The following is a 19163-nucleotide window of genomic DNA, read 5'->3' as shown; positions in this document are numbered from 1 at the left end:
CGTGGCGGTCAGCATACGACCGTCCAGCCACTCGGCGCTCACTCGAAAGGTCTGCACTGACTGCTTCTGACTCGGTACCGTTCGGGTATGGCACTGGACAGCCGTCCGCTGGGGAAAATGCTCGACGAGGTCGCCGCCGGTCACATCCAGCTCCCCGATTTCCAACGGGAGTGGAAGTGGGACGACGAGCACATCATCTCGATTCTCGCGACCGTGACGATGGCCTATCCGATGGGCGTCGTCATGACCCTGGCCACGGGCGGGCCGGGAGGGAAGTTCAAAACCCGCCCCTTGCAGGGTGTCCAACCGGCGGACGACGTCAGACCAGAGCAGCTCCTGCTGGACGGGCAGCAGCGGATGACCGCGCTGTACCAGGCGCTCAAGTCGGGGCGCCCGGTCGACACGTTCGACCAACGGGACGACCCGAGAAACCTCTGGTATTACATCCACATCGAGACGGCGATCGATCCCAAGGCCGACCGGGAGTCCGCGATCCGGTCACTTCCCGAAAACAAGATCATCAAGCCGTTGGGGCGGCGGCTCGGGCTTGATCTGACCACAATCGGCCGCGAATACGAGAACGGCTATTTCCCGCTCTGGTACGCGTTCGACCGGGACAGGGCCGAAGAATGGCAGTGGGGTTATACCGACGGCCATCCTGAGCGCCGAGCGGCGTGGGTCGCCTTCCGGAAAGCCGCGCTGGACAATATCTGGGACTACCGGGTGCCGCTGATCACCTTGGAGAAGGAGACTCCCCGGGACGCCGTCTGCACGGTCTTCGAGAAGGTGAACACGAAGGGCGTCCAGCTCACGGTCTTCGAGCTGCTCACGGCCACCTTCGCGGGCGATGAGGAGTACACCGGGCAGCACGGCGAGTTCCACCTGCCCGACCACTGGAAGGACACTCGCGACGAGCTGACCGCCGCCCATCCCGTGCTGGGCGGTCTCCAGAACACCGACTTCCTCCAGGCCGTGTGCCTGGCGTCCACCTACCACAAGCCGCGCGCGCCGATCAGCTGCAAACGGCGTGACCTGCTTGAGCTGGAACTCGCGGACTACCTGAAGTGGGCGCCGAAGATCACCGACGCGCTGCACTGGGCTGGGGAGTTCCTCACAGACCAGTGCATCGTCCGCGCCGAGGACCTGCCCTACCGGACGCAGCTTCCACCGCTCGCCGCGATACGGACCGTCCTCGGCCGCGAGACCGACACTCCCGAGGCGCGCGAGAAGCTCGCGCAATGGTACTGGTGCGGTGTGTTCGGCGAGCAGTACGGCGGCACGGCCGACAGCCGCTTCCCGCGCGATGTCGAACAGGTGGTGACCTGGCTGCGCGGCGGCCGGGAGCCGGAGTCGATTCAGGAGGCCACGTTTGTCGACCAACGCCTGCTCACCATGAACAGCCGCAACAGTGCCGCCTACAAGGGCGTGTTCGCCCTGCTCCTCCAGTGGGGGTGCATCGACTGGTACTACACCGACAAGCCGATCAGCGGCGACCAGGTCGCGGACGGCACCGTCGACATTCACCGGATCTTCCCGGCCGCCTGGTGCGACAAGAACAGGATCGACGTCCAGCGTCGGGACAGCGTGGTGAACAAGACTCTGCTTTCCGGCCGCGCGGCCAAGACGCTCGGGAAGAACGCGCCCAGTACGGGTCTGGAGATGCTGGAACGAGAGACCGGCATCCGGCCCAACTGGCTGGACGACGCGCTGGTCTCCCACGTCATCGACCCCGCCTTCCTGCGCGCATCCGAGTTCGACGGCTTCTTTCACAGCCGCATGACAGACCTGGTCCACCTGATCAAGCAGGCCATGGCGAAGAGGGCGACGACATGAGCGGCGCCGCGTCGGAGTTCCTCAAGGAGGCCGCCGAGCGTTGCCAAGCCACCCCACCGGTGGAGATCGGCGTCCGGGAACTGCTCGGGCACTGGGGCCATGCCGTCCGGAGTGACGCCGTGGTCGCCGACGTCACCGCCGATCTGGCCGCGCACGGGCTCACCACCGTCCCGCCGCTGGCGGACGCGGGCCGCACCGTCGAGATCGTGCCGATCCCGGTGGACACTGAGCCCGAGTCGCCGTCGGCCGAGCCCGAGGTGGACGACGAGGCGCCTGTGCGGGTGTCGCTGCGGGTGCGGGAGCTGCCCAGCGCCACCGGCGGCGTCACGTCCGTGGCCTTGGACGACACGCTGGCGCAGGCCGAGACCACGATGCTGAGCGACGACTTCTCCCAGCTCGCCGTCCTCCAGGACGGGCGGCTGCGCGGCGCCGTCACATGGGATTCCATCCGCCTCGCCAGGGCACGCGGTAGCGGCGACCTGCGGTCAGCGGTGGATCCGCTTCCCGAGGTGCTGAAATGCGATGACGACCTCTTGCGGCACGCACCACGGATCTACACCGCGGGGTTCGCGTTCGTGGAGGACGAAAACCGGACGCTGGTCGGTATCGTCACTCTCGCCGATCTCGCGCAGCAGTTCGTCGGCCTCGCCAACCCGTTCGTGCTGCTCAGCGAGATCGAGCAGCGGCTCAGACGGCTGGTCAGGAGGATCTGCGATCTGGCGGAGATGCGGGCGAAGGCCCGGTATCCGAACAAGACCGATGGCGCCGACGACCTGATGTTCGGCGACTACAAGAAGATCTTCGAGGACGAGACGCTCTTCCTGCGTTGCGGCTGGGCGGACATCGACCACGATGTCTTCGTCGAGAAGCTCGACCGGGTCCGTGTGATCCGCAACGACGTCATGCATTTCAGCCCCGAAGGCGTCCGGGACGAGCACACCCGGACCCTGAACGCCTTCATCAAGTTCATCAAGGGCCTGGACGGCGGGTCGTGACGGCGTTGCCGCGGCTCCCGGAGGGGATGTTCTCGTTCACCACCACCGACCGCGCGGATGTGCACACAGCCGTCATGTACGCGTTCGGGGAGGCGAACGAGCGGCTGGAGACGTCGCTGGCCTTCGACCAGGTTCGCGAGAGGCTGCGGGCGGTCGGGTTCTACGCGCCGGTGGACGACGACGGGCTCACCCGGACGCTGGCGCAGCTCGTCAAATGGAAGCTCCTCGACGTGGTGCAGAACCACGCGGGCAGCTACGCCACGGCGGAGGAGTACGAGCGCAAGAACCTTCAGTACTCGCTGACGCGCAGGGGCGAGGCCGCGTTCGCCGGTGTCCAGCACGCGCTCGCCGTGCTGAGTTCGTCGGGCGCGCTCCAGACCGCCGTCCTGGACGCGATCGTCGATCGGCTCGGGGAACTCGGCGAGCTGCTCGGGAACGACGATCCCACCGTCAACCGGCGGATCTTCACGACCCTCCAGGAGCTCGAAGGGCATCTCGACGCGCTTCGGAACAACACCAAACAGTTCAACGGCGAGCTTCAGCGGCTGATGCGCGCCGAGGGCGCCGACCTCACCACGTTCAACGAGGTGAAGAGCGCCACCGTCGCCTACCTCCAGGAGTTCGTCACCAACCTGGACGTGCGCGCGGACACGATCCGCGTGGCGCTCGGCGAGGTTGAGGAGCGGGGTGTCAGCGTCCTGCACCGGCGCGCGCTGGACGGGGCGGAACTGCCGCCCGTGCAGGGGACCGATCCGGCGGCGGCCTGGCTGTCCGCGCGCGCGGTGAAATGGGAGGGGCTACGGCTGTGGTTCCGGCCCGAGGACGGCACGCCGCGCGTCCGGCAGTTGCACGATGTGGCACGCAGGGCGATCGTCTCGCTGCTCCAGGTGCTGGACCGCATCACCGAGTCGCGGCGGCGGTCGTCGAGCGCGGCGGCGGACTTCCGCGTCCTGGCCCGCTGGTTCGCGAACGCGCCGAGCGATGACGACGCGCACCGACTCTGGGGGACGGCGTTCGGACTGGCGTCCGCGCGGCACGCCCATCTCGCCCATGCGGACGCCGAGCCCATTCCCACCGGGGCGGGGTGGCAGGAGACGCCCTCGGTCCAGGTGTCGGCGCTGCTGCGCACGAGTGGCCGCACGGAGCGGATGGGACGTACGGGCGGCGTACGGGACGTCCAGGCGTTGCGGGCCGAACGCAAGGAGCGGGCGCGGCGGGAGCGTGCCGAGATGGAGGCGGCCTGGCAGCGGCTCGCCACGGGCGGTCCGATCCGGCTGTCGTCATTCGCGCGGCTGGAACACGACACGCTGAAGCGGCTCCTGGACCTCCTCGGGCGCGCCCTGGCAGCCCGGCCCGGTTCCGACGGCGGACGACGGGCGCTCACCACGGACGGACGCATCGAGGTACTGCTGCGGCCCGCGCGGGACGGACGCACGGCCGTCCTGCGCACCCCGAGGGGACGGTTCAGCGGCCCCGACTACCTGGTGGACATCCGTTTCACGGCGGCCTCGCCCGCCGGGTCGCGAGAGGCTGCGGGCGCATGAGCGTGCTGAAGAACGAGCTGGTCCGCGCGGAGAAGGAGGACCTGTCCCGCGCGATCCGGCTGCTGCTCGGCAGCCCGCTGATCTCCCAGCATGCCGACCCCGACGGCTTCGGCCTGATCCGGCTGCGGCACCGGACGCTCGCTCAGTGGTTCGACTACTACTGCGGTTGGCGGCTGTATCTGGAGCCGAGACTCGGGTACGCGCGGCTGGTCAAGGTGCGGGTGGGTGATCCGTCCCGTCCTGCGCGGCGGCGGCGCACCACCCGCGCGCCGTTCGACCGGCGCCGGTACACGCTGCTGTGCCTGGTCGCCGCGGAGGCGCTCGCGGGGCCGGTGACGACGATCGGCATGCTCGCGCAGCGCGTCGTGCAGGGCTCGGCCACCGACGAGCACGTTCCCGCCTTCGACCCGGTGCGGGGCGACGAGCGGGCCGCCTTCGTGGACGCGTTGAAACTGCTGGAGCACTACGGCGCGGTGACCGCGGTCGACGGCGCGACCGACGCGTTCCTCGACAGCGCGGAGGCCAAGGTGCTGTACAGGGTGGACGCGACGCGCGTGATCCGGCTGCTGTCCGCGCCCGTCGCGCCGTCGCGGCTCCCGGGCGGCGACCGGCCCGACCTCGCGGAACTGACCGTCGAACGCCGCTACGGAGGCGGGGAGGCCACCGAGACCCAGCGGAACCTGTGGGCCCGGCACGCGTTGCTGCGGCGGCTGCTGGACGACCCGGTCGTCTACCGCGCGGACCTCACCGACGCCGAGCGGGCCTACGCGGCCTCGCCGACCGGCCGCCAGATCCTCCGCCGGGCCGCGCAGGAGGCGGGGCTGGAACTGGAGGAACGCGCCGAAGGCTACCTGCTCGTCGACCCGGACGGCCTCGCCACCGACTCCAGGTTCCCCGACGACGGAGGCCACGCGAAGGTGGCCGCGCTGCTGCTGCTCGACGTGCTGACCCGGGACGGCCCGACTTCCATGGCGGGGCTCGAACAGGAGGCCGAGAGCGTCCTTGGCCGCTTCCCGCGCTGGGCGATGGCCTACCGATCGGACGGCGGCGCCCTGCGGCTCGCCGAAGACGCCGTCGCGGTCCTGTGCGGGTTCGGGCTCGCCCGCCGCGATGACGATCAGGTCGCGCCGCTGCCCGCCGCTCACCGCTACGCCGTCCGGCAAGAGGAAGCATGACCGTCACCGAACTCGTCCAGGGCGGTGCGCCGCCGAGGTGGCGGCCCGTCCGCGCGGGCATCCTCAACGTCTGGCGCTACTACGACGAGATCTTCGAGTTCCACAAGGGGCGGCTGCTGCTGCGCGGCCCGAACGGCAGCGGGAAGAGCAAGGTTCTGGAACTGCTGCTCCCGTATCTGCTCGACGGGAGCCTGAAGCCGTCCCGGTTGTCCACGTTCGGTGGCAGCGAACGCACCATGCACTGGAACCTCATGGGCGACGGACACACCGGCACCACCCGCGTCGGCTACGTCTGGCTGGAGTTCGCCCGGGGCGGGCAGTGGTTCACGTGCGGCGCGCGGCTCCAGGCCACGTCCAACACCAGGAACGTCACACCCGCCTACTTCACCACGAGCCGACGGGTCGGTGTCGCGGGCGGTCTCTCCCTGACCGACGGCGGCAGGCCGCTCACCCGGGCGCGGCTCGACGAGGCGATCGGGTCGGACGGCCAGGTCCACGACTCCGCGGACGCGTACCGGACCACCGTCCGGCGGACCCTCTACAGCGGCCTCACCGAGCAGCGCTACGACTCGCTGCTGACCGCGCTGCGGCAGCTCCGCACCCCGAAGCTGTCCGAGCGCCTCGACCCCGGACTGCTGTCGCAGCTGCTGTCCAGCGCGCTGCCGCCCCTCGGCGAGGGCGAGATCCACGAGATAGCCGAGGGATTCGAGCGCCTCGACAGGCAGCGCGAAGAACTGCGGGTCCTGGACGACCACGTCCGGGAGGCCGACCAGCTCGCCGCACGCCAGCGCACCTACGCGCAGCGCGTCCTGCGCGCCGCCGCGCAGCGGCTGATCTCGGCGACCAGCACGATGGACGGTCTCACCGCCAAGGCCCGCACCGGACGAGAGGCGCACGAGAAGGCCGAGACCGACCACGCGGGGACCTCGGAGCAGCTCGACGAGGAGGAGGAACTCGGCCGGAGGCTCGGTGCGCAACGTGAGGCGCTCGTGGAGAGCGAGGCGTACCGGGCGGGCCACGAGGTCGACACCCTCCGGGAGAGCACGCGGAAGGCGACGGCCGACGCGGCCGAGACGCGCCGGGTCGCCGACCGGCACGCCACGGAAGCCGGACGCCGCCGCGAGGAGGCCGAGCAGGCGCACCAGGACGCGACCACACGGCGTTCCCTCACCGACCGGGCCGCCGCCGAGGCCGCCCGCGCCGCGGAACGGGCGGGGCTCGCGGCCGTCCACCACGAGGCCGCCGCCGCCATCAACGCCGTCACCTCCGCCGGGGACGTCGCGGCTATGGACGCGGCCGTGAAGCGAGCCCGTGAACTCACGGCCGCCGCCGTGGACAGCCGCGAGCGGCAGGTCGACGATCTCCGGAAGGCGATCGGACGACACCGTGAGGCGGTCGAGCGGCGCGCCGACGCCGAGACCGACCGCGACACCCGCCGCGGGCGGCTCGACGAGGCCACGGGCGCCCGCGACACCGCGCGCCTCGACCACGAGCGGGCGCGAGACGCCCTTGCCGAAGAACTGGCCGTCTGGGCGCGCGCCTGCGTGCGGCTCGCACCTCTGGACCCGGACGCGCTGCGCGCCGCCGTCGACGACGAGAACGAATGCGGCGAGATCGTGTTCGCGGCGCGGGCGCAGGCCGTCGCACGGTTCGCGTCGACGCGCGGCGAACTCGACGCGTGGCGCCGTCGAGTCGAGGAGGAGTTGACGGAGCGCAAGCGCGAGCGCGACGAACTGACCCGGCGGAAGGCGATCGCCCCGGACCCCGCGCGGACCCGTCCTGCCGACCGCGCGGGACGTCCCGGCGCGCCGTTGTGGAAACTGGTCGCGTTCGCCGACGCGGTGCCCCCTGGGGAGCAGGCTGGTATCGAAGCGGCGCTGGAGGCGGCCGGTCTGCTGGACATCTGGGTGCTGCCCGACGGTGGTCTGCTCCGCGACGAGCACGACGCCTTCGCCCCGACGCTGCTCGCTCGGCCCTGCACTGGTCGCAGCGTGGCCGACGTGCTCGTCCCCGAACCCGACACCGGTGTGCCGCCGCCGGTGCTGCGGGCGGTGCTGGCCGCAGTCGCGTTCGCCGGGACGGCGCTGGACGCCGACCACCCGGCCGCCGTCGGCGCCGACGGGTCCTGGCGGCTCGGCACCGTCACCGGCCGCTGGCACAAACCGGAGCCCGCCTACATCGGCGCGTCCGCGCGTGAGCGGGCGCGCCGCCTGCGGATCGCTGAGCTGGACACGCGGATCGGCGCCCTGGAGGCGGAGGCGGCCGACTGCGCGGCCGCGTTCGATGACCTGGCGGAGGCGGAGACGGCGCTGGACGCCGAACTCCGCCGCCGCCCCCGGCACGCACCGCTGAACGCCGCCGTCAACGCGTTGGAGGCCGCGGAACGCGACCTCGCACATCGAGGGGACGAGCTGCGCGCGGCGGAGGAACGCGTCCGCGAACGGGAGAAGGCGGTCACCACGGCGTTGCGGACGCTCACCGTACGGGGCGCCGAACACGGCCTGCCGGTCGACGAGGCGGCCCTGGACACGCTCGCCGCCGCCCTGCGCGACACGCGGAGGACCGGGGACACGTGGGTCGAGCACACCGCCGCCCTGTTCACGGCCGAAGCCCGCGCCGCCGACGCCGACCGGACCGCGCACGACTACGAGCGCACCGCCGCGGAGACACGGGAGCGGGCGTCCGAAGACGCGCGGGCCGCCGCGGAACTCACCGAGCGGCTCGCCACCATCGACGCCACGATCGGCGCGGAACACCGGGACGTCCTGGACAGGCTGCGGAAGGTCAAGGCGGACGCCGACCTCAACCGTCGGCGCTGCCGCGCCCTGCACGCGAAACTGGGCGACCTCAGGGGCCTGATCGGTCGGCTGACGGAGAACGTCGAAGCCGCGGAACGAGACAGGGACGCAGCGGTCGCCGCCCGTGATCAGGCCGCCGCGCGGTTCCGGCACCTCGCCGCCGGACACCTCACGGCCGACGCGGGACTCGACGACGCGCGGACCGGCGACGGGGGCGGCGTCAAGGCGACTCTGGAACGCGCCCGTGCCGTGTCCGCACGGCTCGACCGGACGCCGCACGAGCCGAGGAACGTTCGCGAGGCGGAGGCACAGCTCTCCGAGGTGATGCACCATGCCAGGGACGTCCTCGCCGACCAGGCCGATCTGGAACTCGTCCCCGACGAGGACGTCCAGGTGCTCACCGCGACGATGAACGGGGTGCGCGTCGGCGCGGCCGAACTGAGGGCGGCGCTGCGCGGCGAGCGTGACCAGCGGCGCCGCGACATCACCGCCAAGGAGCGCGACCTGTTCGACCGGACGCTCGCCGGGGACACCCGCCGTCACCTCGCCGACCGCATCAGGCAGGCGCACGACCTCGTGGACGGAATGAACGCCCGGCTGGAACGGGTGCGGACCGCCTCCCAGGTGGCCGTCCGGCTCGTCTGGCAGATCGACCCGCAGCAACCGCCCGGTGTTCGCGCGGCCCGCGACCTCCTACTGCGCGACCCCGCGCGGCTGAGTGCCGACGACCGGGACGCCCTGTACCGGTTCTTCCGCGACCGGGTGGAGGAGGCGCGGGCCGCGAACACGGCGGCGAGCTGGGAGGAGCAGCTCATGGAGGTGCTCGACTACACGGCGTGGCACCGCTTCACCGTCCGCCTCGAACGCGCGGACGGCCGTGGCTGGCAGGACCTCACCCGCAAACTGCACGGCGCCCTGTCCGGTGGCGAGAAGGCGATCGCGCTGCACCTGCCGCTGTTCGCGGCGGTCGCAGCCCACTACCAGACCGACCCCGGCTGCCCCCGTTTCATCCTGCTCGACGAGGTCTTCGTCGGCGTCGACACCGCGAACCGTGGCCAGGTCTTCGACCTGCTGGTGAACCTGGAGCTCGACATGGTGCTCACCTCCGACCACGAATGGTGCGACTACCGGGAGTTGGACGGCATCGCCATCCACCAGCTCATCACGGGCGCGGACGGCGACGGCGACAACGCCGTGACGACGGCGCGGTTCCTGTGGGACGGGCACCGCACCGAGGCCGCTGACGTGGATGTGCCCGGATGACCGTCCCTGAGCGGCTGCGTGGCGCCGACCTGCGTCCGTTGTGGACGGAACTGCACCGGCGCTTCTCGGCGGGCATCCCGGTCAGCCGGATCACCCTCAAGGGCTTGGACGACACCCAGCGAGCGGCGCTGGCCGATCTCCTCGGCCTGGACCGCTACCCGCCGTCGACGGTGACCGTCGCGGTCGCCCGCCTGGACGCGGCGGTCCGCGAACTCGCCGACTCCGACAGCAGGACGGTGACGGAGATGATCTGCGGGCCCATCGGCGACAGGGCGCGCGACAGAAAAGAACGGGAGCGTGAGCGCGACGCGTTGTGGGCGTGGCTCGAAACGCACCCGGTCGTCTCGGGTGAACCCGTGCTCCTTGGGTGGGCTGCGGACGTCCGGCGACGAGGGCTGGTGGCCGGTTCGGTGCCGTCCACGCGCAGAGTTCTGGAGCAGGCTCTCGCCGTCCTGGCGGCCCTGCCCGCCGACGGCAAGCCGCTCGCGGCCTTCGCCACCGACGTGCTGAGCGACTCGCATGCGCTCGACGACGGCGGGCGGCTGTCCGGACTCGTCCTGAGGGCGCAGGCATTCCTCCTTGACGCCGCACCACCTAAGGACGCGCAGGAACGGAGGGCGCTCTGGGAAAGCTCCGGAGTGGAATGCGATGCGCTGTCCACCACCGTCCTCGCCGCGGGTCTGAGGCCCGCCGGTAACGATGCCCTCGCACGGACACTGAGGATGTGGTCCGATGCGGGGCACGCGTGCGCGGTCACCCTCCAGCAGCTTCGCGACCAGCCCTCCCCGCTCGTCCCCGACTCGGACGTCTGGGTGACCGAGAACCCGACCGTCCTTGCCCTGGCGCTTCAGCGGTTCGGACAGCGTTGCCCGCCGCTGGTGTGCTCGTCGGGCTGGCCGAACAGCGCCGTCATCCGGCTGCTGCGCGCACTAGGCCGTACCGGGACGACCCTTCACTATCACGGCGACTTCGACGGTGAAGGGCTGAGAATCGCGGCCTACGTCATGGCGAAGACCAACGCACGGCCGTGGCGGATGTCGGCGAGCGACTATCTGGCAGGGCTGGAGGATGCAACGTGGGATCGCCCCGGCCCCGGGAGGATCACCGAAGCTCCCTGGGACTGTGAACTCGCGCGGACCATGAGGGAGCATGATGCCGCCGTCCTGGAGGAGATGGTCGTTGAGGACCTGCTGGTGGACCTCGGCGGCTTGGGACAGTCTTGAGCGAGGGGGGATCGTGTCATCCGGGTGGCTTCTGTTGGCTTCGCGAATGCCTCGTCTGGGGTCGACTCGGGCATTCGCGAGCGGTGACGGGGTGGGCCCTGTGACGATGGGCGTATGACCGGAAGTGATGGTGCGGCGCTCGCGGGAGACCTGCCGTCCGGCCTCGCGGCGGGGGCGACGTCCGCGCGGCAGGGCGAGCTGCGGGCCCAGCGGACCCATCCGCTCGTGCTCTGGTACGGGCCGACGTACGGGGTGATGGAGCGCCTCGCCGACGGCTGGATGATGTCCGGCATGGAGCGCCTGACCCCGCAGGACGCCCGCGACTCCCTCGCCTGGTGGTTCCGGAACATGGCGCGGACCGCCGGGACGCCCGACGCGGACCGCGAGCAATACCGGGAAGGGGCGGCGCTCCTGGAACGCGCCCGTCCCAACGAGGTGACCGTCGCCGGGAGGGTGTTCCGCGTCGTCCGGGCCGACCGGTTCTGCCGCTCCGGGGTGGACGGGCCGGAGCCGCCGCGTCCCACCGACCCCGACGACGTTCCCGAGCCCCGCACGCGCCGCGACGCGCACCGGTTCGACCACGGCCTGCTGCCGCCCGCGCTGGAGCCCGGCTCGCCGGAACTGCTCGGCGAACGGTGGGAGAAGGTCCCCGAGGGGCCGATCGTCCCGCCGGAGGTGACCCGCGACGCCCGCCGCGCGCTCGCCGCCCATCCGCGTGTCGCGCGGCTCGCCGTCCGGTTCGCCGCCGCCGAGAAGGAGAGCGGGACGTGGCCGCCGCACGGACCGTTCCTGCACAGCCCGGCGTCCGTCCGCGACCATCTGGCCGCGTACTTCGACACGATCGTGCCGATGATGCTGCCGTCGTCGCCGGACGTCCTCGCCGAGTACCGGGCCGCCGCCCACCTGCTCCGCGACGGGACGCGCCGCGCCGAGGTGACCGTGCTCGGACGCCGCTTCCGCGTCATCCGCGTCGAGTACGTCGTCCGTGTCGGGCCGGACGGTCCGGAAACGCCCCGTCCGTCCGACTATGACCCGGAGGAGGCGTACGGCCTGGGCTTCACCGAGGACGACTGAGCCGGGCGCTTCTGGTCCGGAGTGCCTAGTTGGTGCCGTCTTGGCCCTTCACGGCACCGGAGATTGCGCGGCTCTTCCTACGGTGGAGCCATGCCCGAGGTGACCACGCACGCACCCGGCACCTCGTCATGGGTCGAGCTCGCCTCCCCGGACGTCGCGGCGTCCAGGGACTTCTACCACGGCGTCTTCGGGTGGTACTCCTACACGTTGACCACGGGCGCCCTCGGCGACTTCGAGATCTTCACGCTCGGCGGCGTCCAGGGCCCGGAGGTCGCCGGGGCGCTGTCGCTGGCCGACGACGCCGAGTCCGCGTCGTGGACGTGCTACTTCCGCTCCGACGACCTCGACGCCACCATCGACGCCGTCCGCGCCTCCGGGGGATGGGTGACCGTCGAGCCCATCGACGTCGCCGACCTCGGCCGCATGGCCCAGTGCTCGGACACGCAGGGCGCCGACTTCGCCCTCTGGCTGCCCTACAACCTCCAGGGCGCCGGGGTCGTCGACGAGCCGAACACGATGTGCTGGGTGGAGCTGGCCTGCCCCGACCTCCAGGAGGCCCGCGGGTTCTACGGCGCCGTCTTCGGGTGGACGCCGGTCGAACGCTCCTACTATTCGCCGGACTACACCGAGTGGAAGGCCGGGAACTGGTCCACCGCCGGACTGGTGTCGGCGAAGGTGCGTCCGACCGGACTGCCGTCGCAGTGGATGCCCTTCTTCTGGGTCGCCGACTGCGACGCCACCACGTGCCGCGCCGCCGAGCTGGGCGCCCGCATCGACATCCCGCCCGTCGAGGTCGAACTCGGCCGCTTCGCCGTCCTGACCGACCCCCTGGGCGCCCACCTGGGCCTGACGACCCCGAACGTCACCGACCGCATCACCGCCCGCATCCGCCCCTGACCCGAGGTCGCGTTTTGGTGGCCGGACGCGGCAAGAACTGTCCCGCTACATGTGCTGGATCCTCTTCCAGGACGTGCGGCAGTCGCCCAGGATGTGCGCAGGATTGTTGACAATCTGGGATACAAGGGGCACGGTGTGGGCATGAGCGACGACACTCCGTCCAGCCCCCTTCTTGTGATCAGCGCGCACGCGGGCGACTTCGTGTGGCGGGCCGCGGGCGCCATCGCGCTGGCCTCCTCGCGTGGCGACCGCGCGAAGGTCGTGTGCCTCAGCTTCGGTGAGCGCGGCGAGTCCGCGCGGGCGTGGCGTGAGGGCCGGGAGCTGGCGGAGATCAAGGAGCTGCGGCGTGGCGAGGCCGAGGCCGCCGCCGCCGAGCTGGGCGCGGAGATCGAGTTCCTGGACGCGGGCGACTACCCGCTGCGCGAGACGCCGGAGCTCGTGGACAGGCTCGTCCGGGTGTACCGGGAGTTCAAGCCCGCGGTTGTGCTGACGCACACCCTCGCCGATCCGTACAACGGCGACCACCCGGCGGCGGCGCGGATGGCGTTGCAGGCGCGGGTGTTGGCGCAGGCGATCGGGTACGACGCGCCCGGTGAGCCGCTCGGTGCGCCGCCGGTGTTCTTCTTCGAGCCGCACCAGCCGGAGCAGTGCGACTTCAAGCCGGACGTGCTGCTCGACATCACGCCGGTGTTCGAACGCAAGCGCAAGGCGATGGAGTGCCTACCCGCGCAGGTCCACATGTGGGACTACTACACCGACCTCGCGCGGCGCCGGGGCGTCCAGCTCAAACGGAACGCGGGGCCGAACCTGGGTCTGCCGCACGAGACGATGGCCGAGGCGTACGTCCGGCTGTACCCGCAGACGACGGGCGCGCTGGCGTGAGGACGGTCGTCGTCACGAACCCGCCCCGCGCGGACGCCGCCCTGGTCGACGCGCTCGCCGGATACGGGGTCGCGACCGTCCACGAGGCGATGGGCCGGACGGGGTATCTCGGGCCGACGATCCGGCCGGTGCATCTCGGGTCGCGGATCGGCGGGTCCGCGGTGACGGTGCTGTCGTGGCCGGGTGACAATCTGATGATCCATGTCGCGGTCGAACAGTGCCGTCCCGGTGACGTGCTGGTCGTGGCGACCACGTCGCCGTCCACCGACGGGATGTTCGGCGAACTGTTCGCGACCGCGCTCCAGCATCGGGGTGTGCGGGGGCTTGTCATCGACGCCGGGGTCCGGGACGTCGCCGAACTGGACGCGATGGGCTTCCCCGTGTGGTCGGCGGCCGTGAGCGCGCAGGGCACGGTGAAGGCGACGCCGGGTGCCGTGAACGTCCCGGTGACGATCGGCGGGCAGCAGATCAGGCCCGGTGACACGGTCCTCGCCGACGACGACGGCGTCCTGTGCGTGCCGCGCGAGGATGCTGAGGACGCGGTTGCCGCCTCCCGCGCCCGCGCCGACAAGGAGGAGGCCACCCGGCAGGCGTTCCGGCGCGGCGAGCTGGGTCTCGACCGTTACGGACTGCGCGCGCGGCTCCCTGGGCTGGGCGTCGAGTACGTGGAGTACGACGAGTCATGAACGGCGTGCGGTGCATGATGATGCGTGGCGGCACGTCCAAGGGCGCCTACTTCCTCGCGGGCGACCTGCCGCCGTCTGCCGACGAACGCGACGACCTGCTGCTGCGCGTCATGGGCACGCCCGACCCCCGGCAGATCGACGGGATCGGCGGCGCGCACCCGCTGACCAGCAAGGTCGCCGTCGTGTCCCGCTCGGACGGCGCGGACGCCGACGTCGACTACCTGTTCCTCCAGCTCGGCGTGGAGGAGGCCACCGTCTCCGACAAGCAGAACTGCGGGAACATCCTCGCGGGCATCGGGCCGTTCGCCGTCGAGCGCGGCCTCGTCGCGGCGGGCCGGGAACGCACGAGCGTCCGCATCCGGATGGTGAACACCGGCGGCATCGCGACCGCGACGTTTCCCACGCCCGGCGGCGTCGTCGACTACGCCGGGGGCGCCGCGATCTCCGGTGTGCCGGGCACCGCCGCGCCGATCGTCCTGGACTTCGGCGGGACGGAGAAGCCCCGCGAAGCGCTGCTGCCCACCGGAAACATCCGCGACACGATCGACGGCATCGAGGTCACCTGCGTCGACAACGGGATGCCGGTGGTCGTCGCCGCCGCGTCGTCCTTCGGCGTCACCGGCTACGAGACTTCGGACGAGCTGGCCGCGCTGCGCGATCGTGTCCAGTCGCTGCGGCTCCAGGCCGGGGAACTGATGGGCCTCGGCGACGTGTCCGCCGCCTCCGTGCCGAAGACGACGCTCGTCGCGGCGCCCCGTGACGGCGGCATGATCTGCACCCGCACGTTCATCCCGCTGCGCGTGCACACCTCGATCGGCGTGCTCGGCGCCGTCTCCGTCGCCACCGCGCTGCTGCTCGACGGCGCGGTCGGCCGCGACCTCGCCGCGTTCCCACCGCAGGGCGACCCGCTGAGCGTTGAACACCCCACCGGCCGCTTGGACGTGGCGGTCGAACTCGACGGCACGACCGTCCGGCGGGCGGGCGTCGTCCGCACCGCCCGCAAGCTGTTCGACGGCACCGTCTTCCCCAGGAGCGCCGCATGACCATCAAGCACGAGATCGCGCATGTCGCGCACGTCGAACTGCTCACGCCCGAACCGGAGAAGAGCCTGTGGTTCTTCACCCGTGTCATGGGCCTCACCCAGAACGGCACCGACGGCGACTCGGTCTACCTGCGGACATGGGACGACTACGAACACCACACCCTGAAACTCACCGCGCACACCACGTCCGGCATCAAACGGACCGGCCTGCGCGCGTCCTCGCAAGAGGCGCTGGACCGGCGAGTCAAGGCCATTCAGGACGCGGGCCTCGGCATAGGTTGGCGCGACGGCGACCCCGGTATCGGACCCACATACGTGTTCCGCGACCCTGACGGCCACGAACTGGAGATCTACTGGGAGTCGGAGTGGTACCAGGCGCCGCCGGAACTGGCGCCGTCCCTGAAGAACCAGGCGCAGGCGTACCCGGCCATGGGCGTGTGCGTCCGCCGCCTTGACCACGTCAACTTCCTGGCCGCCGACGTCGAACCGTCCACCGATTTCCTGCGCGACGTCCTCGGCGGCCACCCCACCGAACAGATTCGTTTGGACGACGGCACCATCGCGGGACGCTGGGTCACGTTCACCAACAAGTCCTACGACCTCGTCTACACCCGCGACTGGACGCGCAGCCACGGCCGCCTCCACCACATCGCGTTCGCCACCGACACCCGCGAGGACATCCTCCGCGCCGCCGACATCTTCCTCGACCAGGGCGTCTTCATCGAGACCGGACCGCACAAGCACGCCATCCAACAGACGTTCTTCCTCTACGTGTACGAACCGGGCGGCAACCGCATCGAGTTGTGCAACCCGTGCGCCCGGCTCATCCTCGCGCCCGACTGGAAGACCATCACCTGGACCGAGGCCGAACGCGCCAAGGGTCAGGCGTGGGGCCTGAAGACGATCGAGTCGTTCCACACCCACGGCACCCCGCCGGTCGACCCCTGAGCGGACCAGAAACCCACTAGTCTCGGCCGGGGCGGGGGCACGCCCGGAAGCTGACAGGGGGTCCGCAGGTGTTCGAGTCCGTGCTCGTGGCGAACCGCGGGGAGATCGCCGGACGGGTCGTCCACACCGCCCGCGCGATGGGCGTCAAGACCATCGCCGTGCACACCGACGCCGACGCCGACCTGCCGTTCGTCGCCGAGGCGGACGAGGCCGTCCTGATCGGCGTCGCCGACCCCGCGCACGGCTACCTGAACATCCCGGCGATCCTGGAGGCCGCGCACCGCACCAACGCGCGGGCCGTCCACCCCGGGCACGGCTTCCTCGCCGGTGACGCCGAGTTCGCCCGCGCCGTCACCGCCCGCGGGCTCGTCTGGATCGGCCCGCCGCCGCTCACCATCGCCCGCACCGGCGACAAGATCAACGCCCGGAACCTGATGAAGGAGGCGGGCGTCCCCGTCGCGCCCGGCGTGTGGGAGCCCGTGCCCGACGCGCGGACCGCCGCCGAGGAGGCCGAGCGCATCGGCTACCCGGTCATGGTGAAACCCGCCGCCGGTGCTGGCGGCGTCGGCATCGCCGCCGCCCACGACGAGACGACCCTCCACGCCGCCTACCTGGCGGCTCGCGACCACGCCGAACGCCTCTTCGGACGGCCCGACATCCTGCTCGAACGGTACGTGCCCGGCGCCCGGCACATCGAAGTGCCGATCCTCGGCCTCGCCGACGGAACCGTCGTCGCGTTCCCCGAACGAGACTGCTCCGTCCAGCGCCACCACCGGAAGATCGCGGGGGAGAGCCCGGCGCCCGGCATCACCCCGCCGCTGCGCGCCCGGATGCTCGCCGCCGCCGTCCGCGCGGGCGAGGCGGTCGGCCACCGCGGCGCGGGCGCCGTCGAGTTCGTCGTCGACCCCGCCGGGCGGGAGTTCTTCTTCCTCGAACTGAACACCGACCTCCAGGCCGAGCACCCGCTCACCGAAGCCGTCACCGGCATCGACCTCGTCGAACAGCAGTTCCGCGTCGCCGCAGGTGAGGCCGTGTCCCTCACCAGCACGGCGCCGCGCGGCCACGCCCTCCAGTTCCACGTCCACGCCCTCCAGTTCCACGCTCACGCCGAGGGCCCGAGCCAGGACGAGATCAAGGTGTGGGAGGAGCCCGTCGGCGACGGCATCCGCATCGACGCCGGATACGCCGAGGGCAACACCGTCACCGCGTACCCGCTGCTCGCCACGCTGTGCGTCCACGGCGACGACCGCGACCACGCGCTGCGCCGGGCCCGGGCCGCCGTCGACGCCTTCCACATCGAGGGGCCGCGCACCGACCTGCCGTTCCTGCGCGCGCTGCTCGACGACCCCGAGTTCGCCAAGGGAACCCACGACACGGGGATCGTGGGCCGCCTCTAGAACGCGAACGCGTACGTCAGCAGGTCGACACCAGGTACGGGCGCCCAGTCACGGTCGGGTGTGCGGACGAACCCCATGCGCTCGTACAGGCGGTGCGCGTCCACCATGTTCCGCTGCGTCGAGAGCCGCACGCCGCTCAGCCCCGTCGTGCGGGCCCGGTCGAGGCACCTGTGCACGAGGGCACGTCCGACGCCCCTGCCGCGTGCCTTGTCCCGGACGGCGAGCATCCGGAACTCCGCCTCGTCCGGCCCTGCCAGCTCGCCGTACGCGCTGCCCGGCGGGCAGTACGCCACGGCCCCGCCGACCTCACCGCCGATCTCGGCGACGAGCAACTCCGTCGCGACGGCGCGCGCCGCCGCGTCCCGGAGCGTGCCGACGTAGGACGACGCCGCCGACACCAGGCCGCCCGCGACGTACACCTCCACGGTCAGCTCGCCGATCAGCTCGTACTCGTCCGCCCGCGCCTGCCGGACGACCACCGACTCAGTCACGAAGAAACTCGCACATCCCGCGTTTCACCCACCAGAGCATCCACCGACCCACGTCCTACCAGAATATCGGCATCAGGACGGGTCAGGCGATGTCCGAGCAAGTGGACTCGGCGGGAAGCAGGGGACGCAGCCGGATGGAGTACGACTGCCCGTCGCTGCTCCAGACCGTCCCCGGAACGCTGGCGGGGACCTTCGAGGACGGCACCAGCGTGCAGGTCGCACCCCCGACCCGCGCGCCGTGAGCGAGCGGCCCGAGCGGCCACTTCTTGGCAGCGCCACCCCCGGCCACCCCCGCCAGCACGGCCGTCTTTTCCGGCGCGTACGGCTTGGCGGGAGAAGCCAGCTCAGCCGGGCCCCAACCATGCGGGTCGAGCCGCTTGAGAAATGCCGCTTCGGGCCCACCCTGAGACTCGGCCTGGATGACCCGCGTCGTGGCGCCGCCCATAGTGATCACGGTCACGAAAGCGTCCATGATCTTCTCGGAGCCAACGGTGTGAGACCGCCCGAGCCCGGCGGCACGAGCCCCGTCCAGAAGAGCCTTGAGAGCTTCCGGCTTGAGCCGATACTCGGTCAGCTTGTTCTGCGGCGGCCCGGCGGACACGACCGCGCGCCCGGACGAGTACAGGGAGAATTCGGGAACACTTCCGGGCCCGCCGACACCGGCGAAGCCACCCGTCTTGCGCCAGCGCAGGACGAGTTTCTCACCAGCGGGCGAGTCGTTGGCGGGCGTCCCGGTCGGGGACGTCGTGGACGGGGCGGGTGCGGGGGACGACGGCGGCGGCCCGGTCGTGGCGGAGCCGTCGCCGCAGGAAGTCAGCGCCGCGCAGGCCGTGAAGGCCGCGCAGGCGAGTGCCGGCACCCGGTGGGAGCGTACGTATGAACCGGCCATGACACTTGGACGCCCAACGACCCGAC

15 protein-coding genes are annotated in these 19163 nt (G+C 71.4%); 13 read left to right on the top strand and 2 right to left on the bottom strand.

The features are described from left to right. The first annotated feature begins 87 nt into the window (after positions 1-87). The 13 genes from ABD808_RS32470 (at position 88) to ABD808_RS32410 (ending at position 17757) form a co-directional block, all read left to right on the top strand. Positions 88-1833, top strand: coding sequence for a GmrSD restriction endonuclease domain-containing protein (locus tag ABD808_RS32470; RefSeq protein WP_344905132.1), 1746 nt, complete (start codon positions 88-90; stop codon positions 1831-1833). Continuing rightward, entirely contained in the window at positions 1830-2828 is a 999-nt protein-coding gene (locus ABD808_RS32465; protein ID WP_344905129.1) for a CBS domain-containing anti-phage protein, read from the top strand. Before ABD808_RS32470 ends, ABD808_RS32465 begins: the two co-directional genes overlap by 4 nt. Then, a complete protein-coding gene (locus ABD808_RS32460) occupies positions 2825-4372 on the top strand; it encodes a TIGR02677 family protein (protein ID WP_344905126.1) in 1548 nt (515 codons plus the stop codon). The genes ABD808_RS32465 and ABD808_RS32460 overlap by 4 nt, the downstream gene beginning before the upstream one ends. Beyond that, complete coding sequence (locus tag ABD808_RS32455) at positions 4369-5547, top strand: TIGR02678 family protein (RefSeq protein WP_344905123.1); 1179 nt, start codon at positions 4369-4371, stop codon at positions 5545-5547. The genes ABD808_RS32460 and ABD808_RS32455 overlap by 4 nt, the downstream gene beginning before the upstream one ends. After that, a complete protein-coding gene (locus tag ABD808_RS32450) occupies positions 5544-9608 on the top strand; it encodes a TIGR02680 family protein (protein WP_344905120.1) in 4065 nt (1354 codons plus the stop codon). Before ABD808_RS32455 ends, ABD808_RS32450 begins: the two co-directional genes overlap by 4 nt. After that, the gene (locus ABD808_RS32445) at positions 9605-10831 is read left to right on the top strand and encodes a TIGR02679 family protein (protein WP_344905116.1); all 1227 of its coding nucleotides are present in this window, start codon (positions 9605-9607) and stop codon (positions 10829-10831) included. Before ABD808_RS32450 ends, ABD808_RS32445 begins: the two co-directional genes overlap by 4 nt. Positions 10832-10945: 114 nt before the next feature. Beyond that, positions 10946-11905, top strand: coding sequence for a DUF5954 family protein (locus ABD808_RS32440; RefSeq protein ID WP_344905112.1), 960 nt, complete (start codon positions 10946-10948; stop codon positions 11903-11905). 90 nt (positions 11906-11995) lie between these two features. After that, positions 11996-12802 (top strand): VOC family protein, encoded by an 807-nt coding sequence (locus tag ABD808_RS32435; RefSeq protein WP_344905109.1) that lies wholly within the window; start codon positions 11996-11998, stop codon positions 12800-12802. Positions 12803-12943: 141 nt separating this feature from the next. Beyond that, positions 12944-13684, top strand: a complete 741-nt coding sequence (locus ABD808_RS32430) for a PIG-L deacetylase family protein (RefSeq protein WP_344905106.1) — start codon at positions 12944-12946, stop codon at positions 13682-13684. After that, positions 13681-14370, top strand: coding sequence for a 4-carboxy-4-hydroxy-2-oxoadipate aldolase/oxaloacetate decarboxylase (locus tag ABD808_RS32425; RefSeq protein ID WP_344905103.1), 690 nt, complete (start codon positions 13681-13683; stop codon positions 14368-14370). The genes ABD808_RS32430 and ABD808_RS32425 overlap by 4 nt, the downstream gene beginning before the upstream one ends. Continuing rightward, entirely contained in the window at positions 14367-15413 is a 1047-nt protein-coding gene (locus ABD808_RS32420) for a 4-oxalomesaconate tautomerase (protein WP_344905100.1), read from the top strand. The genes ABD808_RS32425 and ABD808_RS32420 overlap by 4 nt, the downstream gene beginning before the upstream one ends. Further along, positions 15410-16360 (top strand): catechol 2,3-dioxygenase, encoded by a 951-nt coding sequence (locus ABD808_RS32415; protein ID WP_344905097.1) that lies wholly within the window; start codon positions 15410-15412, stop codon positions 16358-16360. Before ABD808_RS32420 ends, ABD808_RS32415 begins: the two co-directional genes overlap by 4 nt. Before the next feature lie 68 nt (positions 16361-16428). Continuing rightward, positions 16429-17757 (top strand): acetyl-CoA carboxylase biotin carboxylase subunit, encoded by a 1329-nt coding sequence (locus ABD808_RS32410; protein WP_344905093.1) that lies wholly within the window; start codon positions 16429-16431, stop codon positions 17755-17757. Here the strand turns inward: ABD808_RS32410 and ABD808_RS32405 are convergent. Beyond that, entirely contained in the window at positions 17754-18248 is a 495-nt protein-coding gene (locus ABD808_RS32405; protein WP_344905091.1) for a GNAT family N-acetyltransferase, read from the bottom strand. The two genes, ABD808_RS32410 and ABD808_RS32405, sit on opposite strands and share 4 nt — an antisense overlap. 82 nt (positions 18249-18330) lie before the next feature. Continuing rightward, on the bottom strand, positions 18331-19107 hold the full coding sequence (locus ABD808_RS32400; RefSeq protein ID WP_344905088.1) for a hypothetical protein: 777 nt from the start codon (positions 19105-19107) through the stop codon (positions 18331-18333). Positions 19108-19163: the final 56 nt, after the last annotated feature.

The organism is Actinomadura meridiana, assembly GCF_039537545.1.
GTDB lineage: Bacteria > Actinomycetota > Actinomycetes > Streptosporangiales > Streptosporangiaceae > Spirillospora > Spirillospora meridiana.
Note: the sequence above shows the minus strand (reverse complement) of the source record. Positions and strands in the feature narration are given on the sequence as shown.